General features: G+C 71.2%; 24 protein-coding genes and 1 riboswitch. Of the genes, 6 read left to right on the forward strand and 18 right to left on the reverse strand.

Features of this window, described 5'->3' with window-relative positions; genetic code table 11:
• Window position 1: 1 nt before the first annotated feature.
• The 6 genes from JJ685_RS11370 to JJ685_RS11395 all read right to left on the reverse strand — a co-directional run bounded on the left by JJ685_RS11370 (window position 2) and on the right by JJ685_RS11395 (window position 6612).
• Entirely contained in the window at window positions 2–1078 is a 1077-nt protein-coding gene (locus tag JJ685_RS11370; RefSeq protein ID WP_201674343.1) for a LuxE/PaaK family acyltransferase, read from the reverse strand.
• A complete protein-coding gene (gene thiD / locus JJ685_RS11375) occupies window positions 1075–1917 on the reverse strand; it encodes a bifunctional hydroxymethylpyrimidine kinase/phosphomethylpyrimidine kinase (RefSeq protein WP_201674344.1) in 843 nt (280 codons plus the stop codon). Before thiD ends, JJ685_RS11370 begins: the two co-directional genes overlap by 4 nt.
• A 58-nt stretch (window positions 1918–1975) precedes the next feature.
• Window positions 1976–2070, reverse strand: a riboswitch (TPP riboswitch).
• Window positions 2071–2245: 175 nt separating this feature from the next.
• Window positions 2246–3022, reverse strand: coding sequence for an SDR family NAD(P)-dependent oxidoreductase (locus JJ685_RS11380; protein ID WP_201674345.1), 777 nt, complete (start codon window positions 3020–3022; stop codon window positions 2246–2248).
• Window positions 3023–3025: 3 nt separating this feature from the next.
• On the reverse strand, window positions 3026–3646 hold the full coding sequence (locus JJ685_RS11385) for a glutathione S-transferase family protein (protein WP_201674346.1): 621 nt from the start codon (window positions 3644–3646) through the stop codon (window positions 3026–3028).
• Window positions 3647–3710: 64 nt separating this feature from the next.
• Window positions 3711–4175: an FKBP-type peptidyl-prolyl cis-trans isomerase gene (locus tag JJ685_RS11390; RefSeq protein ID WP_201674347.1), complete on the reverse strand. Its 465-nt coding sequence runs from the start codon at window positions 4173–4175 to the stop codon at window positions 3711–3713.
• Window positions 4176–4224: 49 nt separating this feature from the next.
• Window positions 4225–6612, reverse strand: a complete 2388-nt coding sequence (locus JJ685_RS11395; protein WP_201674348.1) for a hybrid sensor histidine kinase/response regulator — start codon at window positions 6610–6612, stop codon at window positions 4225–4227.
• Window positions 6613–6794: 182 nt separating this feature from the next.
• On the opposite strand from JJ685_RS11395, the gene JJ685_RS11400 reads away from it, so the two are divergent.
• The 6 genes from JJ685_RS11400 to JJ685_RS11425 all read left to right on the forward strand — a co-directional run bounded on the left by JJ685_RS11400 (window position 6795) and on the right by JJ685_RS11425 (window position 11480).
• Window positions 6795–7412 carry a thermostable hemolysin gene (locus tag JJ685_RS11400; RefSeq protein WP_201674349.1) on the forward strand — a complete coding sequence of 206 codons (618 nt, stop codon included), beginning with the start codon at window positions 6795–6797 and terminating at the stop codon, window positions 7410–7412.
• Window positions 7409–8884: an AMP-binding protein gene (locus JJ685_RS11405; RefSeq protein ID WP_201674350.1), complete on the forward strand. Its 1476-nt coding sequence runs from the start codon at window positions 7409–7411 to the stop codon at window positions 8882–8884. Before JJ685_RS11400 ends, JJ685_RS11405 begins: the two co-directional genes overlap by 4 nt.
• The gene (locus tag JJ685_RS11410; RefSeq protein WP_201674351.1) at window positions 8868–9548 is read left to right on the forward strand and encodes a TenA family transcriptional regulator; all 681 of its coding nucleotides are present in this window, start codon (window positions 8868–8870) and stop codon (window positions 9546–9548) included. The genes JJ685_RS11405 and JJ685_RS11410 overlap by 17 nt, the downstream gene beginning before the upstream one ends.
• Window positions 9545–10369: an SDR family oxidoreductase gene (locus JJ685_RS11415; protein ID WP_201674352.1), complete on the forward strand. Its 825-nt coding sequence runs from the start codon at window positions 9545–9547 to the stop codon at window positions 10367–10369. The genes JJ685_RS11410 and JJ685_RS11415 overlap by 4 nt, the downstream gene beginning before the upstream one ends.
• Complete coding sequence (locus JJ685_RS11420) at window positions 10366–11028, forward strand: tetratricopeptide repeat protein (protein WP_201674353.1); 663 nt, start codon at window positions 10366–10368, stop codon at window positions 11026–11028. Before JJ685_RS11415 ends, JJ685_RS11420 begins: the two co-directional genes overlap by 4 nt.
• Window positions 11029–11123: 95 nt before the next feature.
• On the forward strand, window positions 11124–11480 hold the full coding sequence (locus tag JJ685_RS11425) for a hypothetical protein (RefSeq protein WP_201674354.1): 357 nt from the start codon (window positions 11124–11126) through the stop codon (window positions 11478–11480).
• A gap of 3 nt (window positions 11481–11483) precedes the next feature.
• Here JJ685_RS11425 and JJ685_RS11430 read toward each other — a convergent pair whose 3' ends face one another.
• The 12 genes from JJ685_RS11430 to JJ685_RS11485 all read right to left on the reverse strand — a co-directional run bounded on the left by JJ685_RS11430 (window position 11484) and on the right by JJ685_RS11485 (window position 21554).
• Complete coding sequence (locus tag JJ685_RS11430) at window positions 11484–13469, reverse strand: hybrid sensor histidine kinase/response regulator (RefSeq protein ID WP_201674355.1); 1986 nt, start codon at window positions 13467–13469, stop codon at window positions 11484–11486.
• The gene (locus tag JJ685_RS11435; RefSeq protein WP_201674356.1) at window positions 13466–14338 is read right to left on the reverse strand and encodes a sensor histidine kinase; all 873 of its coding nucleotides are present in this window, start codon (window positions 14336–14338) and stop codon (window positions 13466–13468) included. The genes JJ685_RS11430 and JJ685_RS11435 overlap by 4 nt, the downstream gene beginning before the upstream one ends.
• Before the next feature lies 1 nt (window position 14339).
• Window positions 14340–15335, reverse strand: a complete 996-nt coding sequence (locus JJ685_RS11440; RefSeq protein WP_236598882.1) for an ATP-binding protein — start codon at window positions 15333–15335, stop codon at window positions 14340–14342.
• Window positions 15332–15739 (reverse strand): anti-sigma regulatory factor, encoded by a 408-nt coding sequence (locus JJ685_RS11445; RefSeq protein ID WP_201674357.1) that lies wholly within the window; start codon window positions 15737–15739, stop codon window positions 15332–15334. The genes JJ685_RS11440 and JJ685_RS11445 overlap by 4 nt, the downstream gene beginning before the upstream one ends.
• Window positions 15729–16103 carry an STAS domain-containing protein gene (locus JJ685_RS11450; protein WP_201674358.1) on the reverse strand — a complete coding sequence of 125 codons (375 nt, stop codon included), beginning with the start codon at window positions 16101–16103 and terminating at the stop codon, window positions 15729–15731. Before JJ685_RS11450 ends, JJ685_RS11445 begins: the two co-directional genes overlap by 11 nt.
• 8 nt (window positions 16104–16111) lie before the next feature.
• Window positions 16112–16969, reverse strand: coding sequence for an STAS domain-containing protein (locus tag JJ685_RS11455; RefSeq protein WP_201674359.1), 858 nt, complete (start codon window positions 16967–16969; stop codon window positions 16112–16114).
• Window positions 16970–17042: 73 nt separating this feature from the next.
• Entirely contained in the window at window positions 17043–17711 is a 669-nt protein-coding gene (locus JJ685_RS11460) for an HAD family hydrolase (protein WP_201674360.1), read from the reverse strand.
• Window positions 17708–18118: a YchJ family protein gene (locus JJ685_RS11465; RefSeq protein WP_201674361.1), complete on the reverse strand. Its 411-nt coding sequence runs from the start codon at window positions 18116–18118 to the stop codon at window positions 17708–17710. The genes JJ685_RS11460 and JJ685_RS11465 overlap by 4 nt, the downstream gene beginning before the upstream one ends.
• Entirely contained in the window at window positions 18115–18534 is a 420-nt protein-coding gene (locus JJ685_RS11470; protein ID WP_201674362.1) for a rhodanese-like domain-containing protein, read from the reverse strand. Before JJ685_RS11470 ends, JJ685_RS11465 begins: the two co-directional genes overlap by 4 nt.
• 31 nt (window positions 18535–18565) lie before the next feature.
• Entirely contained in the window at window positions 18566–19693 is a 1128-nt protein-coding gene (locus JJ685_RS11475; protein WP_201674363.1) for an acyl-CoA dehydrogenase family protein, read from the reverse strand.
• Between the two features lie 6 nt (window positions 19694–19699).
• The gene (locus JJ685_RS11480) at window positions 19700–20365 is read right to left on the reverse strand and encodes an SDR family oxidoreductase (RefSeq protein ID WP_201674364.1); all 666 of its coding nucleotides are present in this window, start codon (window positions 20363–20365) and stop codon (window positions 19700–19702) included.
• A gap of 7 nt (window positions 20366–20372) precedes the next feature.
• Entirely contained in the window at window positions 20373–21554 is a 1182-nt protein-coding gene (locus tag JJ685_RS11485; RefSeq protein WP_201674365.1) for an acetyl-CoA C-acyltransferase, read from the reverse strand.
• Between the last annotated feature and the right edge of the window lie 2 nt (window positions 21555–21556).

Here is a 21556-nt window from a genome sequence, read left to right on the forward strand (position 1 = left end):
CTCACCCCCGTGCAGCCTGCAGGAACTCCTGCACCGCCAGCGAGCAGCCCTTGGCCTGCGCGTCCCCGGCGCGTCCCAGCAGCAGGAAGCCCTGGCCCGAGGCCACCCCGACGTCCTCGGTGAGGATGGTGGTGACGGCGTTGAAGCTGGCGAGATCGCAGTGCACGAGGATGCCGCGCTCCCCCGCCGGCACGTCGCGCCCGGTGAGCGGATCCACGACGCGGGAGCGGATCCAGTGCGGGCCCGACTTGACCGAGGGCACGACGGCATTGCCCTCGTCGTAGAGCTGGGTGCTCAGCTCGGTCATCCCATACATGTTGATGCAGCGCTCGCGCGGCACGCCGAAGGCCTGCGCCAGCGCGGCGTAGAAGTCCTCCAGCGGCAGTTCGCGCGACTGGCTCTTGTAGCCGCCGGTGTCGAGCAGGCGGCTGCCCGCGGGCAGGCGGAAGCGCTCCCCGGTCGCGGCGAGCGCGTCGAGGAAGTGGACGAAGCTGTAGCTGGCGCCGAGCACGGCGCAGGGTTCGCCGCTGGCTTCGGCGCCGCGCAGGAAGGCACGCAGGCCGTCGAAGTCCATGCCCTGCGGGCCCACGAAGTACGCGCTGTCGCCGGTGCCGAACTCCCTGGCGGCCAGGGCGAGGTAGTGGGCCAGCGAGGAGTTGGGCATCGCCTGTTCGTCCGGGAACAGGATGGCCATGCGCAGGCGCGGGGCGCCCTGCATGAAGCGGCGCGCGAAGTTGCGGCGGAAGGAGGCGTCCCACACCGCCATGGTCGGGTGGTAGTGGCGGCCCTTGACCTCGCCGCGCGTGGTGCCGCTGGTCATGAACACGCGCTCGCAGCTGTCGGCCGGGGCGCAGCTGAGGGTGACTTCCTTGAAGGCGCTGATCGGAACCGCGGGGATGTCGCGCCAGCTCCTGACGCTGCGCGGCGTGGCGCCGCGGCCCTGGCAGAAGCGCCGGAACGCCGCGTTGTCCGCGTGCTGCCCGGCGAACAGGCGCAGGGCCAGCGCGTCGAACTCCGCGTCGGTGCAGCCGTCCTGCGCAAGGAACGACAGCAGCGTGTCGACGAGCGGGGCGTTCATGCCAGCGGCCGCTTCTGCATCGCCTGCGGGGCGTGGGCGTGGTTCAGCGGCCCGCTGCCCGCGCCCGTGCGCACGTCGGCGCCGGCCTGCAGGGCGCCGCGGATGTAGTCGCGCGCGCAGCGCACCGCGGCCTCCAGGTCGAGGCCCAGCGCGAGCTGGCTGGCGATCGCGCTGGAGAGCGTGCAGCCGGTGCCGTGCGTGTTGCCGCTGGCGATGCGGGGCGCGCGCATCCACAGCGGCTGGCCGCCGCGCGCCAGCAGCAGGTCGCTGACGGTCTCCCCTTCGAGGTGGCCGCCCTTGACCAGCACCGCGTTGGCGCCGCGCTCGAGCAACCGGCGCGCCGCGGCCTCCATGTCGGCTTCGGTGCGCAGCGGCTGGCCGACCAGCAGCGCGGCTTCGTCGAGATTGGGCGTGACGACGGTGGCGAGCGGGAACAGCTCGCGCACCAGCACCTCGATGGCCGCATCGTCGATGAGCTTGGCGCCGCTGGTGGCGATCATCACCGGGTCCAGCACCACCTTCGCGATGCCGTGCCGCCGCAGGGCCGCGGCGACCGTGCGCACGGTGTCGGCCGAATGCAGCATGCCGATCTTGACCGCATCGACGCCGATGTCCTCGACCACGGCGTCGATCTGGTCGGTGAGGAACTGGGCGGGCACCCCGTGGATGGCGCGCACGCCGAGGGTGTTCTGCGCGGTCAGCGCCGTGATCGCGGTCATGCCGAAGCAGCCGAGCGCGGTGAAGGTCTTCAGGTCGGCCTGGATGCCGGCGCCGCCACCGCTGTCGGAGCCTGCGATGGACAGGACGCGCGGGTACCGGAAGGCTGGAACGATGTTCAAGGGGGCTCCTTCGCGAGCGAAACAGGTGCTCCGAAGGATTCGCCCCGGACCCGGGATGGGTCAGGCTTGCAGCTCTCCTTCCGCCGGTCTGAACCGGTTCAAGTTCACGGGTCTGGATCTCAGCACGCGATGCGTACACCCCGGAGCTGTGGCGATTGTGACACAGGGGCGGGGGGGCGCATCGTGGGGCCCCAAAACCCAACAGCCGGACGCAGAGGACGCGAAAGATACGCAGAGGGCGCAGAAAAGACAAAGGAAACGTTAAAAGGTCTTCTTTTGCGTCCTTTGCGTACCCTTTGCGTTCTCTGCGTCCGGCTGTTGTGCGTTTCTAGAACTTCGTATAGCCGCCGTCGATCAGGAACTGCTCGCCCGTGGCATACGAGGACGCATCGCTGGCCAGATACACCGCGATCCCGCCGAAGTCGTCCATCGTGCCCCAGCGCCGCGCCGGCACCCGCGGCAGCACGGCTTGCGCGAACTTCTCGTTGTGGAACGAGCGCTCCGTCATGTCGGTCTCGATCCACCCGGGCAGGATGGAGTTGACGCGGATGCGGTGGCGCGCCAGTTCCACTGCGAGCGCCCGCACCATGGCGGTCACCGCGCCCTTGGACGCGCCGTAGTGGCTGTTCCGCGCCGCACCTTCCACGGCCGCCGTGCTGGCCGTGGCCACCAGCGAGCCGCCCTGCCCGTGCTGCGCCATGTGGCGGGCCGCGGCGCGAAAGGTGAGGAACACGCCTTCCACGTTCACCCGCTGCACGCGCCGGAATTCCTCCAGGCCCATCTCGGTGAGCAGCACGCCCTTGCTGGACACGCCGGCATTGGCGAAGCAGCTGTCCACGCGGCCCAGCGCCGCCACCGACGCGGCGAAGGCCCGCTCCACCTGCGACTCGTCGCCGACGTCGCACACGAAGCCGTGCACCCGCGCCGCGTCGCCGCATTCGTCGGCCAGCGCACGCCGCGCCGCCTCGGTCTTGTCGGCGTTGCTGCCCCAGATCGCCACCCCGGCGCCGGCCGCCAGCAGGGCCCGCGCCATGCCGTAGCCGATGCCGCCGTTGCCGCCCGTCACCACGACGCCGCGGCCTTCCAGGTCGAATGGCTGGTACATGGATCAGGCCCGCTGCGCGGCCAGCACCTTCTGCACCTGCGGCTGCTCGTTCATGCGGCGGAAGTGGTCGGCCACCCTGGCGAAGCGCTGCCCGTCCACCTTGTCGCCCTCCAGCCAGCGCGTGAGGGTGTACAGGTACAGGTCGCTGGTGCTGAAGCGCTCGCCCAGCACCCACGGCCCCTGGAACATGCGCGTCTCGACCAGCTCGAAGCAGTCGCCCATGTTCTGCGTCACCTTCTTTTTCATCGATTCGATCGCCTCGGCGTCGTCGCTCCAGCGGTAGCCGCGCGCGCCGTGCGCATGCGCGACGTGCACGGTCGAACAGAGGTAGCTGTTGAATTCGTTCATCTTCGCCAGCAGGAAGGCGTCGTCCAGCGGCGCGAGCTTCGCCTCGGGATGGCTCTGGGCGATGAACTGCAGCAGCGCGGGCGTTTCGGTCAGCACGCCTTGCGGCGTGACCAAGGCCGGCACGCGGCCCTTGGGGTTGACGCGCAGGTACTCGGGGGAGCGCTGCTGCTGCTCCTTGAAGTTCAGGCGCACCGCGTCATAGGGCGCGCCGGCGTATTCCAGCGCGAGGTGCGTGGCGAGGGCGCAGGTGCCGGGGGCGTAGTACAGGGTCAGCATGCGCGGGATTGTGGGAGCCTCCCGCGCATGCGTCCAGCGGGGAAGTCCCCTTCCGCGCGCTTGCTCAGGAGTTGATGGAGAGCAGCTCGATCTCGAAGATCAGCGTCGCGTTGGGCGGCACCGCGCCGCCGGCGCCGCGCTCGCCGTAGGCCGTCTTCGGCGGGCAGGTCACGCGCGCCTTGCCGCCCGGCTTCATCAGCTGCACCGCCTCGGTCCAGCACGGGATCACGCGATTGAGCGGGAAGGCCGCCGGCTGGCCGCGCTTGTAGGAGCTGTCGAATTCCTTGCCGTCGGTGAGCGTGCCGCGGTAATGGACCTTCACCGTGTCGGTGGCCTTGGGCGAGGCGCCGCTGCCGGCCTGCACGGACTCGAAGACGACGCCGCTGGGCAAGGTGGTCTTCGCGGTGCCGGTGAGGCTGGTGGCATTGGGCACGCCGGTGGCATTGGCGGCCGGCGCCGCGGGGGTCTGGGCGCAGGCGGCGACGCTGGCCAGGGCGAGCACGGAAGCGGCGAAGGGAAGCAGACGCATGGTGACCGTTCGGGAAGTGGACGAAAGAGCCATTATTCCCCGGAACGCATCAGGTCGTGCTCGGCTCGCGCAACAGGCCGCGCCGCTCCAGTTCCGCGCGGGTCGCCACCACCGTGGCGCGCAGCTGCACGACCAGGTCGGCGGTCGGCAGGCCCCGCAGCGCCGCCTGCTCCAGGCGCGTCGCCAGCTCGAACAGCGCTTCGAGGCCGAAGGTTCCCGCGGAGCCCCGGATCCTGTGCGCCTGCTGCGCGATCGCTTCCGCCCCGGCACCCTCCTGCTCCATGCCCGCGCAGCCTTCCTCGTAGCCGCGCAGGGCCGTGCGCAGCAGCTCGGCGAGCTCATTGCCATCGGCCATGCGCTGCAGCACCGCCAGGGTCGCTTCGTCCACCAGCACGGGAGGCGCCGCAATCTCCTGCGGTGCATCCGGCGGCGCGACGGTGCGGGTGATCCGGGCCAGCGCGGCCCGCAGCCGGTCCCAGTCGATCGGCTTGGGCAGGCAGTCGTCCATGCCCGCTTCGAGATAGAGCTCGCGCTCGTGGGCCATCACGTTGGCCGTGAGGCCGATGATCGGCACCTGGCCCGTGGGTGCCGGCAGGCGGCGGATCTGGCGGGTGGCCTCCACGCCGTCCATGACGGGCATCTGCACGTCCATCAGCACCAGGTCGAAGGCCTGCTCCTGCACCGCGGCCAGAGCCTCGACCCCGGTGGCAGCGAACCTCAGGACGTGGCCGTCGCGCGCGAGGGCGGTGCGCAGGATTTCGCGGTTGATGTCCACGTCCTCCGCGATCAGGATGCGCTGCGGCGGCGTCGCCTGCGCTTCGCGGCGCGTCTCCGCCGCCACCCGGCGCGGATCGCCGGGACGGAAGGCCAGCTCGAATCGGAACACGCTGCCTTCCCCCGGCTGGCTGGTCACGCCGATCTGCCCACCCATCGCCTGCACCAGCCGCTGGCTGATCGCGAGCCCGAGCCCGCTGCCGCCGTAGCGCCGCGAGGTCGAGCGGTCGGCCTGCGTGAAAGGCGCGAACAGGGTCTGCAGCTTGTCCGGCGCGATGCCCACGCCGGTATCGCGCACCTCGAAGGCGATCTTGCGCTGTCCGTGATCGGCCGGCATCTCGAGGGCCCGCAGCGAGACACTGCCCTTCTCGGTGAACTTGATCGCGTTGCCCACCAGATTCAGCAGGACCTGGCGCAGGCGCAAGGGGTCGCCGCGCAGGATGCCTTCCAGGTGCAGCTGCTCGTCGACCTGCACCGCGAGCCCGCGTTCCACCGCCAGCGGGTGGGCCAGCGAACGCACCTGCTCCAGCACCTCGCCGAGGGAGAAATCGACCTCCTCGAATTCGAGCCGCCCGGTCTCGATGCGGGTGAAGTCGAGGATGTCGTTGATCACGCTGAGCAAGTGCCGCCCGGAGCCGTGCATCGCCTCCACGTAGCGCTTCTGCTGCGGCGTGAGCGGCTCCGCGGCCAGCAGGTCCACCATGCCCAGCACGCCCGTCATGGGGGTCCGGATTTCGTGGCTCATCGCCGCGAGGAATTCGGTCCGGGCGTCGCTCGCCCGCCGCAGGCGCTGCGCCAGCTCGCCCTGCTGCGAACGCAGCAAGGCGAGGGGCAGGCTCGAAAGCAGCAGCGCCGCCAGGAACAACTGCGCCGTCTCCATCTGCACGGCGAGGGTCTCCCCGGCAAGCATGTGGGCGATTCCGCCGCGGCCCTGCAGCGTGGCCCAGAAGAGCGCCACGGTGACCGCGGCGACGCCCAGCGTGGCGCCCGCGAGGCCGTACCACCAGGTCAGCGCGATGAGGATGGGGAAGGCGAGCAGGAACGTGCCCTCGTGGAATTCACTGTGCACCGCCGCGGCGGCGAGCAGCGCGCCCAGCGCCAGCACGAGCGCCGGTCGCACCTGCCGGCGCGCGAAGGCTTCGGCGCGCAGTTGCCGGTCCATCCAGCTCAGGAGGAAGGGGCCGGCCACCAGCATCCCGAGGGCCGAGGCCGCATACCAGGTGCGCCACACGGTGGCGAACGCCGCACCCTCGTACCAGCGCAGCGAGGCCGCGGCGAGCGCGGCGCTCGCCACCGGCACCAGGAGGCAGGCCACGATCACGCGGGTCATCTGCGCGCCTTCGAAGACCGGGAACCGCACCCCGCCGGTCGCGCGCACGAACAGGGCCGCGAGCGCGATCTCCAGCACGTCGGCGAGGGCGAGCGGCAGCGGCGGCCCGTGGCCGATGAAGTGGATGACCGCCGCGTCGAGCGCCGCGATCGGCACGAGGAACCAGGGCCAGCTGCGCAGCGGGTGCACGAGCAGGGCCGCGAACGCGATCGCGTTGGAATACCAGATGGGCGTGAGCGTACCGAAGACCCACGTGGAGGCCACGGCGGTCGCCAGGAAGGCGGCGGTGACGGTGAGCAGGTGGCGCGGAGGGGGCGGGACGAAGGCCGGCACGTTCATTCGGCGGCCCGCACCGGGTTGCCCGAGGTTTCGGCAGGCCAGGCTCGAGCGTAGCACGCAGATGCGCGCGGAGATCCCGGGCGACTGCCGATCGGGACGAAGGACTTCTTTAACGTGCCGTTAAGGTCCCTCTCCGAAATTGCGCCCCTGATGCATCCGATCAGGAGGAGTTGCACATGCCTTTGCTTCACGCCCTGCCGGGCACCCCGGAGGGCAGCCCGCCCCTGCGGGTGCATGGCGCGGACGATCTCGAGCGCCCCCTGGTGGAGGACTTCATCCGGACCGTGTACGCGCAGCATTACGGCGCCACGCTGGACGCCTTCATGCCGGTGCTCGTGAGCCTCGCGGACGAAGAAGGCCAGGTGATCGCGGCCGCCGGCTATCGCTGCGCGGCGGAAGGTCCCCTCTTCCTGGAACAGTACCTGCACCTGCCGGTGGAACGGGCGCTCGCGCCGCACGCGGCCCGCCCGCTCGCACGCCGCGAGGTGGTGGAGATCGGGCAGCTCGCCGCCGGGCGGCCGGGCGCTGGGCGCCGCCTGATGCTGCGACTGGGACCGCATCTCGCGCAGCGGCAGTACCGCTGGGTGGTGGCCACGCTCACCCGCGAGCTGCGGCAGCTGATGGCGCGCATGGGCATCGCGCCGCTGGCGCTGGCCGCCGCGGATCCCGCGGTGCTGGGCGACGCCGCGGCGCAGTGGGGCAGCTACTACGAGCACGAACCGGTGGTGCTGGCGGGCGAGATCCACGCCGCGCTGCGTCGGCTGGCGCGGGCGACGGCGGGAGGCGGCGCGTGAGAGTCTCCTCCTGGCGAGCGGCCCTCGAGGGGCCGGGGCTCTCGTGGAGCCCGTACCAGCTGGAAAGCGCCGCGGCCCGCTTCGCCGGGGTCCTGCGCGCGCGCGGCAGCACGGTCCTGGCGACGCTGATGGACAACGGGCCGGCCTGGATCGTGGCGGACCTGGCCGCCAGCCGCGCCGGCGTGGTTCACGTGCCCCTGCCGGCCTTCTTCACGCCGGAGCAGGTGCGGCACGCCCTGGCGGCCGCGGGCGTGGACACGCTGCTCACGACGCCCCAGGGTGCCGCGGCCTGGCCGCAGGGTGCGAGCGCACAGTGCGCGGTCGCGGAACAGCCGCTCGTGCTGCTGGGCCTGCCCGGCGCCCGGGTCCCCATGCCGCCCGGCACCGCCAAGATCACCTTCACTTCCGGCAGCACCGCGGCTCCGAAGGGCGTCTGCCTGGACGCGAACGCGATGCGCAGGGCCGCCGCGGGCCTCGTCACCGCGCTGGAGCCGCTGGACATCCGGCGCCACCTGTGCGTGCTGCCGCTGGCCGTGCTGCTGGAGAACCTGGCGGGCGTGCTGGCGCCGCTCGCGCGCGGCGCGACGGTGGTCGTGCCGCCGCTGGCCGAAGTGGGACTGAGCGGGTCCTCGGGCTTCGATCCCGCGACCTTCGATGCCGCGGTCCGGCGCCACGAGCCCGACAGCCTGATCCTGCTTCCGCAGATGCTGCGGGCCTGGACGGCGTGGCTGCAGTACGCGGGCCGGCGCGCGAGCGCCTCGCTGAGGATGGTGGCGGTGGGCGGTGCCGCCGTCGGCGAACCGCTGCTGCTCGCCGCACGCGAGCGCGGCATTCCCGCCCACGAGGGCTACGGCCTGTCGGAGGGCGCATCGGTGCAGACCCTCAACCTGCCGGGGCAGGACCGTCCCGGCAGCGCCGGCCGCCCGCTGCCGCACGCCAGGCTGCGCATCGCCGGCGACGGCGAGATCGAGATGGCCGGCACCCTGATGGCCGGCTACCTCGGCGACGGCGCGCCCGTGCCGCAGTGGTGGCCCACCGGCGACCTGGGCCGCATCGACGAAGACGGCTTCCTCCACGTGGAGGGCCGGAAGAAGAACGTGCTGATCACGGGCTTCGGCCGCAACGTCTCGCCCGAGTGGGTGGAGACGGCCCTGCGCGGCGACCCGCGCATCGCGCAGGCCGTGGTGTTCGGCGATGGGCAGCAGGCGCTGAGCGCGGTGCTGTGGCCGCTGGCGGCAGGCGTTCCCGACCAGGCCCTGGCCGGTGCGGTGGAGGCCGCCAACGCCACGCTCCCCGACTACGCGCGCGTGGGCCGGTGGGTGCGCGCCCGCGCCGCCTTCGACGCGCAGGCGCGGCTCGCCACCCCCAACGGCCGGCCGCTGCGCGGCGCCATCCTGGCCCTGCACGCCGATGCGTTGGGCCTGCCTGCTTCCCCCTCCGCTTCCAAGGAGCCCCATGACTTTCTTCCCTGAGCTTCTGAAGCAGACCGAGTCCGCGCGGCTCGGGATGCTCTCGGCGCCCATCATCCAGGGCTGCCTGCGCGGCGAGGTCTCGCTTTCCAGCTATGTCGCCTTCCTCACGGAGGCCTACCACCACGTGCGCCACACGGTGCCGCTGATGCGCGCATGCAGGCAGGCGCTGCCGGCGCGGCACGCCTGGCTGCGCGAGCCGCTGGACGAGTACATGCGCGAGGAGGAAGGCCACGACGAATGGATCCTCGACGACCTGCGCGCCTGCGGCGCCGACGCGGAAGCGGTGCGCCACAGCGCGCCGGGGCACGCCACCGAGGTGATGGTCGCCTACGCCTACGACACGATCGCGCGGCGCAATCCGCTGGGCTTCTTCGGCATGGTGCACGTGCTCGAAGGCACCAGCGTCAGCCTGGCGCTGCTCGCCGCCGACCGCATCCAGGCGGTGCTGGGGCTGCCCGACGCGGCCTTCGGCTACCTGCGTTCGCACGGCCTGCTGGACCGGGAACACACCAGCCACTTCCAGTTGCTGATGAACGCGGTGGAGGATCCGCGCGACCAGGCCGACATCGTGCACGCGGCGCAGGCGTTCTACCGGCTCTATGGCGACGTGTTCCGCGGGCTGCCGCTGCCGCAGGTGCGGCGCGCGGTGGAGGTCCAGGCATGAAGGCGCGCCAGGCAAGGGTCCTCCTGACCGGCGCAACGGGCGGCATCGGCAGGGAGGCCGCGTCGGTCCTCCTGGACGCCGGCGCCAGTGTGATGGTGGCGGCCCGCACGGCGCAAGGCGCGGCGACGCTGGCGGGCGAACTGCGCGCGCGCCATGGCCGGTCCGCGGACCAGGTTCCCTGGGCCGCGGCGGACCTGCGCGAATCCGCCGCGGTGGAGCGGCTCGCGCGCGAGGCCGCGGGCTGGGGCTGCAACGTGCTCGTGCAGGCCGCCGGCGCGCCGGCCTTCGGGCCGCTGCAGGCGCAGGAGCCGGACGCGATGGCGGCCGTGCTGCAGGCCAACCTGCTCGCGCCCATGGTGCTGACGCACGCGCTGCTGCCGCACCTGCGGCGCCAGCAGCGCGCGCAACTGCTCTACGTCGGCTCGGTGCTCGGCGCCATCGGCCTGCCCGGCTACAGCGTCTACGCGGCCAGCAAGTTCGGGCTGCGCGGCTTCGCCGAGGCGATGCGGCGCGAACTGGCGGGCAGCCGCGTGCACGTGCAGTACCTCGGGCCGCGCAGCACGCAGACCGGCTTCAACAGCGCCGCCGTGCAGGCCTACAACGAGGCGACGGGCACCGCCATGGACAGCGCCGCGACCGTCGCCGCGGCCCTGCTGCGCATGCTGGAGGACGAGAGCCCGGAGCGCTTCCTGGGCTTCCCGGAGCGCCTGGCCGTGCGCCTCAACGGGCTCGCGCCCCTCGCCCTGGACGGCAGCTTCCGGCTCCACAGCCGCACCCTCGCCGCCCTGCCGACCCTCCTTCAGGGAAGGACCGAACCATGAACAGCGTGTCTCGTCCCTCCCGGCGTGCGGTGCTCGCCGCCGCCCTCGTCCTGGCCGCCACGGCGCCCCGCGCCGCCACGGTGGGCGACGCGGTCCTCGACCTGCAGCGCGAGTGGGAGGTGACCCGCTACCAGGCGCCGCCGCCCGAGCGCGAGAAGCGCTTCGAGAGCCTGGCGGCGAAGGCGCGGCAGGTGAGCGAATCCCTCCCGGGCCGCGCCGAGCCGCTGGTGTGGGAAGGCATCATCCTCAGCTCCTGGGCCGGCGAGAAGGGCGGCCTGGGTGCGCTGCCGCTGGTGAAGCAGGCCAAGGCGCTGTACGAGCAGGCGATCCGCATCGACGGCAACGCGCTGGAGGGCTCGGCGTACAACAGCCTCGGCGTCCTGTACTACAAGGTCCCGGGCTGGCCGGTCGGCTTCGGCGACGAGGACAAGGCGCGCGAGCTGCTGCAGAAGGCGCTGGCGATCAATCCGCAGGGCATCGATCCCAACTTCTTCTTCGCCGAGTACCTGGTGGAAACGCGCCATCCGGACCAGGCCGTCGCCTATCTCGAACGCGCGCTGCAGGCGCCGGCCCGCCCCGGCCGGCCCCTCGCGGACCAGGGCCGCCGCGAGGAAGCGCGCGCCTTGCTGGAGAAGGCGAAGGCTTCCGCGGCGCGCTAGGAACCCCGTTCAGGATCTTTACCGAAGGTAAGACCTTGGTCCCATTTTTTCCCGTACCGCGCCTTCGGATGATCCATGCATCCTGGGAGCCTGCCATGAAGTTCGCCAGCCACGCCCGCGGCGCGCTCGTCGCCGCCATCGCCACCCTCCTTTCGGGCTGCTACTACCCGCCGCCCGCGGTGATGCAGCAGTCCTATCCGTTCGACCGGCATCCCGGGGTGTTCATGGAAGTCTGGTGGCAGTCCGACTACTACGGCAACAGCTACGCCAGCACGCGCCTCGTCAACCGCAGCAACATGGACAAGTGCGCGTGGACCGACATGCAGCCCAGCCGGCTGCTGCGCGTCGGCGAGTCCTGGCAGATCGGCCAGGGGCCCTCGCCGGGCAACGTGGGCGTGGCGAACGTGCTGCCCTGGGACCCGAACTGCGTCAAGGCGCGTGAAGGCAGCTGAGGCTCACGCAGCGCCGGATCCCCGCAGCAGGCGCCCGATCGCCTCCAGCAGCGCATGCGGCTTGAGGGGCTTGGAAAGGTGCAGGTCGAAGCCCGCATCCAGGGTCTTCTGGCGGTCGGCGGCCCGCGCGAAGGCGGTCAGCGCGATGATGGGCAGGTGCGGCCGCTGCGATTCGCGCTGCAGCTCGCGCACGCGCCGCACCAGTTCGTAGCCGTCGCGGCCCGGCAGCCCGATGTCGCTCACCAGCACGTCGGGCCAGGACTGCCGCATCGCCTGCAGCGCGCTCTCGTAGTCGGCCGCGATGCGCACCGTCGCGGCGCGGTCGGACAGCACCACCGTCATCATCTGGCTGGCTTCCGGGTCGTCCTCCACCAGCAGCACGTCCACGCCCTGCAGCGGCACCGCGTCGCTTTCCGGCGGCTCGGCGGCCTGGGTGTCGCCGAACTCCGCCGGGGCCTCCGTGGCGCCTTCCACCGGCAGCTCGACGCGCATGGTGGTGCCCTGCCCCTCGCCCGCGCTCTCGGCGCTCACCGTGCCGCCATGCAGGTCGACCAGGTGCTTGACGATCGACAGGCCCAGGCCGAGGCCGCCGTGCCGGCGGTTGCCGGGCGAGTCGCTCTGCGTGAAGCGGTCGAACAGGTGCGGCAGGAAGTCGGCCTTGATGCCCTGGCCGAAGTCCTGCACCGACAGGCGCAGGCGGTCCTCCTCGCGCCGCAGGCGCACGAGCACGCGGCCCCCGTCGGGCGAGAACTTGATCGCATTCGTGAGCAGGTTCCAGATGATCTGCTGGAAGCGCGCAGGGTCGAGCCAGGCGTCCTCGTGCGCGCCGGCGACGTCCGCTTCGACCTTCAGGCGGCGCTCGGCGATGCTGCGGGCGAGCGCCTCGATCGAGCTGGTGACCAGCACGGCCGGGTCGATCCATTCGCGCTCCAGCCGCAGCTTGCCGGAGTTGATCCGCGCCACGTCGAGGATGTCGGAGATGATGCGGGCCTGCGTCTTGACGTTGCGCTCGATGGCCGCCAGGCCCTGCTCGCCCTCGGGCGTGGTGCCGCGCCGCTTGAGGATGTGGACCCAGCCGACGATGGCGTTGAGCGGCGTGCGCAGCTCGTGCGACAGCACCGCGATGAAGTCGTCCTTGGTGCGGCTGTGGTGTTCGGCCAGCTGGCGCGCCGCCTGCTCGCGTTCCAGCAGTTCGCGCCGGCGCTGCTCCAGCTCGTGCCGCGCCGACACGTCGATCGCGATCGCGATGCGGCGGCCGGCTTCCACGTGCGAGGACACGCTCCATTCGAGGTGCACCAGGGTGCCGTCGGGGCGCAGCAGCGGGAATTCGCCGCGCCAGGTGGGTCGCTCGCCCGCGGGACTCGCCAGTTGCGCCTCGATGCGTTCGCGCCACTCGGGAGGCGCCAGCTCGCCGACGCGGAGCCCGATCAGCTGGCCGGGCGTGCGATCCAGCAGGCCCAGCATGGCCGGGTTGGCGTCGGTGAAGCGGCCTTCCCCATCCAGCAGCGCGATGCCGCTCTGGGCCTGGTCGTAGATCGCGCGGAAGCGCTGCTCGCTGCGGCGCAGCTCGTCCTCCGCCAGCCGGGCCCGGATCAGCGCCTGCAGCGTGGCCACGAGGATGGCGGGCTCCACCGGGTGCACCAGGTAGCCGTCGGCGCCGGCGTTGAGGCCGGTGACGCGGTCCTCGTCGCGGATGTACGCGGCGGAGAGGTGCACCACGGGCAGCAGGGCCGTCGCCGGCCGGGCGCGGATCCGGCGGCACACCTCGAAACCGTCGATGTCGGGCAGGTGCACGTCGAGCACCACCGCCGACACGCCCCCCGCGACGAGGTCGAGCGCCTCGGCGCCGCTGCCCGCTTCGGCCGTGCGGAAGCCCGCCGCCCGGACCACGCGGCTGGTGGAGTAGCGCGTGGCCGGGTTGTCATCGACCACCAGCACCGTGTGGACGGAGCGGTCGATGGTGGTGTTGATGACTTCCGTGCCGATCATTCGACTGGCGCGTCCTGGAGCCGGACCGGGATCGTGACGTGGAACACGGAGCCCTTGCCGGGTTCGCTCGTCAGGCCGACGCTGCCGCCCAGCAGCTCCGCCAGCTTGCGGCTCAGCGACAGCCCGAGGCCGGTACCGCGCAGCCGCTTCTGCAGCGGCGACTGCACCTGCGAGAAGTCCTCGAAGATGGTGCGGTGGAATTCCGGCGCGATGCCGATGCCGCTGTCGGCGACCGAGAAGGTCACGCGCTCGTCGGATTCGAATTTCGCGCTGACCCGCACCTCGCCGCGCGGCGTGAACTTGAGCGCGTTGGAAATGAAGTTGCGCAGGATCTGCGACAGCTTGCGGTCGTCGGTGTAGAGGCGCGGAACATCCTGCGGCTCCTCGAACACCAGGTTCACCGCGGGATTGGTCAGCACCGGCTTGAACATGCCGCGCAGGGCCGAGAACAGGTCGACCATCTCGAACCAGGCCGGCGAGATCTCGACCCGGCCGGCCTCCACCTTGGCGAGGTCCAGCAGGTCGTCGACCATCTCGGCGAACTCGCTGGCGTTCTGCTGGATGAAGGAAACCTGCTTCTCCTGCTCCTCGGTCAGCGGCCCGTCCACCCGGTCGAGCAGCAGGCGCGTGATGCTCCGGATGGAGTTGATCGGCGTGCGGAACTCGTGGCTCATGTAGGCGAGGAAGCGGCTCTTGAGTTCCGTGGCCTGCCGCAGCTGGTCGGCCTGGGCATCGAGTTCGGCATACAGCGCCAGCACGCCGCGGTTGGTTTCCTCCAGCTCCGTGCGCAGGGCGTGGGCCTCCTGCTGACTGCGCTCCAGCGCGGCCTGCAAGTCCTGGGGGGGTCCGGATGCGCTGTCGCTGGCCATGTCAATCCTTGCGCCGCAGCACGGCCACGGTGGCATCGTCGCGGCCACGGCAATGATCGCGCATCAGCACCGCGGCGGCCAGCGCCGGATCGCGCGACAGCAGTGGCGCCAGGGTCTGCGCCTTCCAGCGGGTCTCGATGCCGTCGCTGCACACCACCAGCAGCGCGTGGTGCGGCCAGGGCGTGCTGATCTCCTCGGGCGTGCGGATGGTGACGCCGGCGGTGCCGTGCTGGCACAGCAGCGTACGGTCGCTCACGCCCGACACCAGCCGACCCACGACGTTGCCGGCGCCGGCGCTGCGCACCACCCCCGCCGCCGCATCGGCCTGCAGCAGCATCACGGCTGCCCCGCGGGTCCTGCGAAGGGAGCGGTGGACGCGCTCCAGCAGCACGCGCGGACTCGCGAGCGGATCCTCGCCGAAGGTCTCGAGGGCCGCGGCCGACGCTTCGGCGGCATCGGGTCCGTGGCCGAGGCCGTCGGCGACGATCATCGCGGCCCGGTCGCCATCCAATGCGAAGGCCCACCCGTCGCCGCAGACCTGCTCGCCGGCGGCGGCCACCGAGATGGCGCCGGCCTGCGCCGCGTCACTCGCGGCGCCACCGCCGACCCGCGCCACGGCCAGGGTGCCTCCGGGCACGCTGGAATGCAGGTCGAAGTGATCCGCGAGCCGGCGTACCGCGCCCAGGCCGGTGCCCGGCGTGCCGCCGGTGGAATAGCCGTCGCCCATGCAACGCTCGACGTCCGCGATGCCGGGTCCCTGGTCGATGGCGATCACCTCGACCACCTGGCGTGCCCGGTGCGGGGCGAGCAGCAGCCGGCCCTCGATCGCATGGCGCACGAGGTTGGTCGCGAGTTCCGTCACCACCAGGGCGAGCCGCCCCGACGCAACGTCGTCGAGTCCGCATTCCTCCGCCAGCAGCGCCGCATGGCGACGCGCCTCGCCCACGCGGCTCTCGTCCCCCATCGGGAAGACCGCGTGGAAAGTGCCGTGCATCATTTCCACCGGGTGATGCTCACGTGGGTGCCCTCGCCGGGCGTGGACTGGATGTCGAACTCGTTCACCAGGCGCTTGCTGCCCGGCAGGCCCAGGCCCATTCCGCTGCCGGAAGTCCACCCGTCGGTCATCGCCAGCTTCACGTCGGGGATGCCGGGGCCCTGGTCCATGAAGTGCAGGCGCAGGCCGCGTCGCACGCCGTCGTGCAGCAGCTCCCAGCGCATCTCGCCGCCGCCGCCGTGGACCAGCGTGTTGCGCGAGAGCTCGCTGGCCGCCGTGATCATCTTGGTCTGGTCCACCAGCGAGAATTTCAGCTGCTGCGTGAGCACCCGGACCTTCTGCCGGCTGGCCACGATGTCTTCCTCGGAGCGCAGCGGCAGGACGCCGGTCCGGTCGTCATCGGGCAAGCGCGTTCTCCTTGCGGGCCTGCGCGAGCAGCTCCATGCCGAATTCCACGCTGAGCGCGGTGCGCACGCCGGCGAGCGAGAGGCCCAGTTCCACCAGCGTGATGGCCACCGCGGGCTGCATGCCCACCACCACCGTGATGGCGTCGAGGACGCGGGAGATGCCGGAGATGCTGGCCAGCATGCGGCCGACGAAGGAGTCGACGATCTCCAGCGCGGAGATGTCGATCAGCACGCCCTTGGCGCCGGTGGCGGCGATCTTGCTGGCCAGGTCGTCCTGCAGCGCCAGCGCCATCTGGTCCTGCATGTCGACCTGGATGGTGACCAGCAGCGTGTCGCCCATCTGCAGGATCGGGATGCGGTACATGTCCGGTCTCAGCGGCTGCGGGTGACGGTGAAGCCCTGCTGCGCCATGGCGAGCTCCAGCGCGTCGGCCAGCGAGGCCTTGGTCGCGATCCCCTGCAGGTCGATGCCCAGGTGCACGATGGTCTGCGCGATCTGCGGGCGGATGCCGCTGATGATGCATTCCGCGCCCATCAGGCGGATCGCGCTCACGGTCTTCAGCAGGTGCTGCGCCACCAGCGTGTCCACCATGGGCACGCCCGTGATGTCGATGATCGCCAGGCGCGAGCCGGTTTCCACGATGCGCTGCAGCAGCGTCTCCATCACCACCTGCGTGCGGCTGGAGTCCAGCGTGCCGATCATGGGAACGGCGAGCACGCCCTGGAACAGCTTGATGACGGGCGTGGACAGCTCCAGCAGGTCCTGCTGCTGCCGCTTGATCAGCTCCTCGCGGGTCTGCTGGTACGTGGATGCGGTCCACTGCGCCATGCGGTCCGCCAGCGCGGAGATGACCCACACCGCTCCCATCTGGAGCTCGGGCCTGGCCTTGAGCTCCTGCTGGACCAGCCCGAACAGCGGGCGCTTGAAGGCCAGCACGAACATGCTCGTCTCGCCGGCCGACTGGCCCTGCGCCGCGCGCGAGCGTGACAGCGCCTCGAGTGTCCCGCGCAGCCCACTCCAGGGCGCGGCCTGGAAGGCCTCGGGGTCACCGCCTGCCTGCAACCCATCGCGCAGGTTGCGCAGCATGTCCTCTGCGTCACTGCGCATCGCGCGCCGGCCCGCCTCCGTGGTTCGGGATGCGTTGGCGCCGGCCTCCTGCAGCCACTCCGTCAGGATTCGTTCTTCATGCGGCCCCAGCAGCTGCAGCACCGCGTCGGTTTCTTGGCTCATTGTTCGACTGGCCTGGAAAGAGGAGGAGGGCCATTATGGGAGTCAAGGTTGAGCTGCGGCTGTAGGAGAAGGTCTACACCTCATCGAGCAGCGAGGAAAGGTCGGCCATGTCGGTGAAGATGAAGGCGGCGCCGGCGGCTTCCAGCGCTGCCGGTGCGTCGTGGCCGGCCTCGGGCGGGCTGTAGCCGAACACGGTGGCGCCCGCGGCGACGCCGGCGGTCACGCCCGTGACCGTGTCTTCCACCACGGCGCACCGCTCAGGCGTCACGCCCAGGGGCGCCATCGCGGCCAGGTACACGTCGGGCGCGGGCTTGGAGCGCGGCATCTCGTGGCCGCTGAAGATGCGGCCGTCGAAGTACGGCAGCAGCCCGCACCTGGCGAGTTGCATCTCCACCTTCCAGCGGTCGGCGCCGGAGCAGCAGGCGACGCGGCCCCGCACCTTGTCGCTGATCGCCGCGACGGCCTGCAGCGCATGCCGGATCGGCTGCACGCCGGCGAGCAGCTGCTCGTTGCGTCGCTCGCGGAAGCGCACCATCCAGTCTTCGGTGAGCGGCCTGCCGGTCTTCGCCTCGATCAGGGCGCGCTCGTCCTTCACCGCCTTGCCGAGGAAGAGCCGCATGCAATCCTCGCGCGTGAGCTTCCAGCCCAGCTCCTCCAGCATGTCGCGCAGCACCCCATTGGTGATGCCTTCGCTGTCGACCAGCACGCCATCGCAGTCGAACAGCACGGCTTCGAATCTCACTCGATCTCTCCATCCAGATAGAACCAGCGCCCATCCTCGCACACGAAGCGGCTGCGCTCGTGCAGGCGCTGCGCGCGGCCGGCGAGCCGCGAACGCGCCACGAATTCGACTTCGGCGTGGGTGGCGTCCAGCACGCGGTGATCGCGCACGTCGAGTCCGAGCCATTTCAGGCCCGGCTCGAAGCCGACCTCCGGCGGGCGGGTCGAGGGATGCCAGGTGGCCAGCAGGTAGCCGGCGTCTTCCAGCACGAAGGCCGAATAGCGCGAACGCATCAGCGCTTCGGCATCGGGGGCGGGCGTCCGTTCGAATTCGGCGAGGTAGCGCCCGCAGCAGCCTGCGAAGGGCAGCGGCCTCCTGCGCGCATCGACGCGACCGCAGGGGCACGGCCCTTGCGCAGCGACCGTCATCCCCGCTTCGTCGCCTTGCGCTGCTCCATCGTCTCGGTGGGCGCTCCCTGCTTCACCCACTCGGTGAAGCCGCCGTCGATGTGGGCGACGTTGGTCATCCCCATGTCCTGCAGTGTCTTGGCCGCCAGTGCGCTGCGCCAGCCGGCACCGCAGAACAGCACAAATTCCTTGCCTTCGTCCGCGAACACCTTCTTGAAATAGGGCGACTGCGGGTCCACCCAGAATTCGAGCATGCAGCGCGGCGCGTGGTAGCTGCCCGGCACGGTGCCCTCGGCCTGCAGTTCGCGCACGTCGCGGATGTCGACCAGCTGGACGTCGGGGCGCCCCAGGCGCTCGCGCACCTGCTGCACGGTGTAGGTGCGGACCTGCGCCATCGCCTCGTCGACGAGCACGCGGAAGCCTCGGGTGATGGGCATGCTTCTCCTCCTTCGTTGTTTGGGGCGAGCCTCAGAGCGCCCGCTGGATCAGGATCTTCTGCACGTCGGACGTGCCTTCGTAGATCTGGCACACCCGCACGTCGCGCCAGATGCGCTCCACCGGGAAGTCCTGCACGTAGCCGTAGCCGCCCAGGGTCTGGATCGCGGCGCTGCAGACCTGTTCGGCGATCTCGCTGGCGAACAGCTTGGCCATGGCCGCTTCCTTCAGGCAGGGCTTGCCGGCATCGCGCAGGCTGGCCGCATGCCATATCAGCTGGCGCGCCGCCTCCAGTTTCGTGGCGCATTCGGCCAGGCGGAAGCCCACCGCCTGGTGGTTGAAGATGGCGGTGCCGAAGCTCTCGCGCTCCTTGGAATACTGCAGGGCGACCTCGAAGGCGCTGCGCGCCATCCCGATGCTCTGGGCGGCAATGCCGATGCGTCCGCCTTCCAGCGCCGACAGCGCGATCCGGTAGCCCTCGCCCTCCTCGCCGATCAGGTTGGCGGCGGGGATGCGGCAGTTCTCGAAGCGGATCTGCGCGGTGTCGCTGGAATGCTGGCCCACCTTCTCCTCGAGCCGGGCGACCGTGTAGCCGGGCGCGTCGGTGGGGACCAGGAAGGCGCTCATGCCGCGCTTGCCCGCCGCCTTGTCGGTCACGGCGATGACGATCGCGAGCTGCCCGTTCTGGCCGCTGGTGATGAACTGCTTGACCCCGTCGATCACGTAGCCGTCGCCGTCGCGGCGCGCGGTCGTGCGCAGAGCGGAAGCGTCGCTGCCGACGTGCGGCTCGGTCAGGCAGAAGGCGCCGAGCAACTCCCCCTGCGCCAGGCGCGTGAGCCACTGCTTCTTCTGCGCCGCGTTGCCGTAGCGCATGAGGATCGCGTTGACCGGGCAGTTGGTGACGCTGATCGCCGTGCTGGTGCCGCCGTCGCCGGCCGCGATTTCCTCCAGCACCAGGGCCAGCGAGAGGTAGTCGAGGCCGGCGCCGCCGAACTCCTCGGGCACGCAGATGCCATAGGCGCCCAGCGCCGCGAGGCCCTGGTGCGCCTCGCGCGGGAAGGTGTGTTCGCGGTCCCAGCGGGCCGCATGCGGCCAGAGTTGCTCGCGCGCGAAATCGCGCACGGCGTCGCGGATCATTTCCTGGTCGGTGGTCAGAAGCATTCGTTATCACCAGCCCTTGAAGGGCGTTCCGTCGTAATCGAGAAAGGAGACATGGCGGTGCTTGTAGGCGAGCTGGATGGTGCGCCGCATCCATTCGACGCTGGCATCCACCGCCAGCGGCGCGCCCGCGCCGCCCATGTCGGTCTGCACCCAGCCGGGGCTGAGCACGAGGAAAGTGGCCCGGGGGTAATCGGGCTGGGCTGCCGCCACGGCCATGTTGAGCGCCGCCTTGCTGGCACGATAGACCCAGCCGAAGCTGGATTCCACGCCGGCGATGTGCCCCATCTGGCTGCCGAGGAAGACGAACTTGCCTTCGGCCGCCTCCACCAGCGGCGCGACCTGCGGGATCGCCTGCATCGCGCCCCAGACGTTGGTGCGCATCACCTGGTCGAATTCGTCGCGCGAGGGCGGGGCGGTTGCGCCCCCGTGCGACATCACCCCGGCGACATGGAGCGCCAGGTCGATCTTCTCGCCATCGAGCTGCCAGCCCAGGCCGCTGATGCTGGCCGGGTCGCGCACGTCGAGCCGGAGCGCCTGCGCCCCGAGCGCGCGCAGGCGCTCGAGGCCGGCGTCGTCGCGCGCCGTGGCGATCACGCTCTCGCCGGCCTCGCGGTACTGGCGCACGAACTCCAGGCCGATGCCGCGCGAGGCGCCGAGGACGAGGACCTTCATCGCGCGCTCAGACCAGCTCGAGCGCCACCGCCGTGCCTTCGCCGCCGCCGATGCACAGGGTCGCGACGCCGCGCCTGCCGCCCCGCGCCTTCAGCGCGTTCAGCAGCGTCACCATGATGCGGGCGCCGGAGGCGCCGATCGGGTGGCCCAGGGCACAGGCGCCGCCGTTGACGTTGACGATGTCGTGCGAGACCTTCAGTTCCTCCATCAGCGCCATCGGCACCACGGCGAAGGCCTCGTTCACTTCCCACAGGTCCACGTCGGACACCTTCCAGCCCGTCTTCGCCAGCAGCTTCTGCGTGGCGCCGACCGGCGCGGTGGCGAACCACTCCGGCTCCTGCGCATGCGTGGTGTGGCCGACGATGCGCGCCAGCGGCTTCACGCCCAGGCGGGCGGCGGTGCTTTCCTTCATCATGACCAGCGCGGCGGCGCCGTCGTTGATCGAGGAGGAGGACGCGGCCGTGATCGTGCCGTCCTTCTTGAAGGCGGGCTTCAGTTGCGGGATCTTGTCCAGCTTGACCTTGCCCGGGCCTTCGTCGATGGAGACGACGCGCTCGCCGGCGCGGTCCTTCACCGTCACCGGCGTGATTTCGGCGGCGAAGGCGCCGGACACCGTGGCCTGCTGCGCGCGCTTGACGGAGGCCGTGGCGAAGGCGTCCTGCGCCTCGCGCGTGAACTTGTACTTCGCGGCGCAGTCCTCGCCGAAGGTGCCCATGGAGCGGCCCGGCTGGTAGGCGTCCTCCAGGCCGTCGAGCATCATGTGGTCGTAGACCTTGTCGTGGCCCATGCGGTAGCCGCCCCGGCCCTTGAGCAGCAGGTAGGGCGCGTTGGTCATGCTCTCCATGCCGCCCGCGACCATGATCTCGTGGGTGCCGGCCAGCAGCATGTCGTGCGCGAACATGGCGGCCTTCATGCCGGAGCCGCACATCTTCGACAGCGTCACGGCGCCGGTGCTCTTGGGCAGGCCCGCCTTGAACAGCGCCTGGCGCGCCGGGGCCTGGCCCTGGCCGGCCATCAGGCAGTTGCCGAACAGCACTTCGCCGACGGCGTCCGCCGGGACGCCGGCGCGTTCGACGGCGGCCTTGATCGCCGCGCCGCCGAGGTCGTGCGCGGCCAGCGCGCTGAAGTCGCCCTGGAAGCCGCCCATGGGGGTGCGGGCGGCGCCGACGATGACGATGGAATCAGCCATGG

Source organism: Ramlibacter monticola (assembly GCF_016722785.1).
Lineage (GTDB): Bacteria > Pseudomonadota > Gammaproteobacteria > Burkholderiales > Burkholderiaceae_C > Ramlibacter > Ramlibacter monticola.

Coding starts and splice junctions, on each gene's coding strand:
- JJ685_RS11435 (WP_201674356.1), bottom strand. CDS start 14,338: ATGGCCAGCGACAGCGCATCCGGACCCCCCCAGGACTTGCAGGCCGCG.
- JJ685_RS11380 (WP_201674345.1), bottom strand. CDS start 3,022: ATGTACCAGCCATTCGACCTGGAAGGCCGCGGCGTCGTGGTGACGGGC.
- JJ685_RS11480 (WP_201674364.1), bottom strand. CDS start 20,365: ATGAAGGTCCTCGTCCTCGGCGCCTCGCGCGGCATCGGCCTGGAGTTC.
- JJ685_RS11420 (WP_201674353.1), top strand. CDS start 10,366: ATGAACAGCGTGTCTCGTCCCTCCCGGCGTGCGGTGCTCGCCGCCGCC.
- JJ685_RS11370 (WP_201674343.1), bottom strand. CDS start 1,078: ATGAACGCCCCGCTCGTCGACACGCTGCTGTCGTTCCTTGCGCAGGAC.
- JJ685_RS11430 (WP_201674355.1), bottom strand. CDS start 13,469: ATGATCGGCACGGAAGTCATCAACACCACCATCGACCGCTCCGTCCAC.
- JJ685_RS11470 (WP_201674362.1), bottom strand. CDS start 18,534: ATGCCCATCACCCGAGGCTTCCGCGTGCTCGTCGACGAGGCGATGGCG.
- JJ685_RS11465 (WP_201674361.1), bottom strand. CDS start 18,118: ATGACGGTCGCTGCGCAAGGGCCGTGCCCCTGCGGTCGCGTCGATGCG.
- JJ685_RS11475 (WP_201674363.1), bottom strand. CDS start 19,693: ATGCTTCTGACCACCGACCAGGAAATGATCCGCGACGCCGTGCGCGAT.
- JJ685_RS11390 (WP_201674347.1), bottom strand. CDS start 4,175: ATGCGTCTGCTTCCCTTCGCCGCTTCCGTGCTCGCCCTGGCCAGCGTC.
- JJ685_RS11440 (WP_236598882.1), bottom strand. CDS start 15,335: ATGATGCACGGCACTTTCCACGCGGTCTTCCCGATGGGGGACGAGAGC.
- JJ685_RS11415 (WP_201674352.1), top strand. CDS start 9,545: ATGAAGGCGCGCCAGGCAAGGGTCCTCCTGACCGGCGCAACGGGCGGC.
- JJ685_RS11385 (WP_201674346.1), bottom strand. CDS start 3,646: ATGCTGACCCTGTACTACGCCCCCGGCACCTGCGCCCTCGCCACGCAC.
- JJ685_RS11400 (WP_201674349.1), top strand. CDS start 6,795: ATGCCTTTGCTTCACGCCCTGCCGGGCACCCCGGAGGGCAGCCCGCCC.
- JJ685_RS11450 (WP_201674358.1), bottom strand. CDS start 16,103: ATGTACCGCATCCCGATCCTGCAGATGGGCGACACGCTGCTGGTCACC.
- JJ685_RS11425 (WP_201674354.1), top strand. CDS start 11,124: ATGAAGTTCGCCAGCCACGCCCGCGGCGCGCTCGTCGCCGCCATCGCC.
- JJ685_RS11410 (WP_201674351.1), top strand. CDS start 8,868: ATGACTTTCTTCCCTGAGCTTCTGAAGCAGACCGAGTCCGCGCGGCTC.
- JJ685_RS11485 (WP_201674365.1), bottom strand. CDS start 21,554: ATGGCTGATTCCATCGTCATCGTCGGCGCCGCCCGCACCCCCATGGGC.
- JJ685_RS11455 (WP_201674359.1), bottom strand. CDS start 16,969: ATGAGCCAAGAAACCGACGCGGTGCTGCAGCTGCTGGGGCCGCATGAA.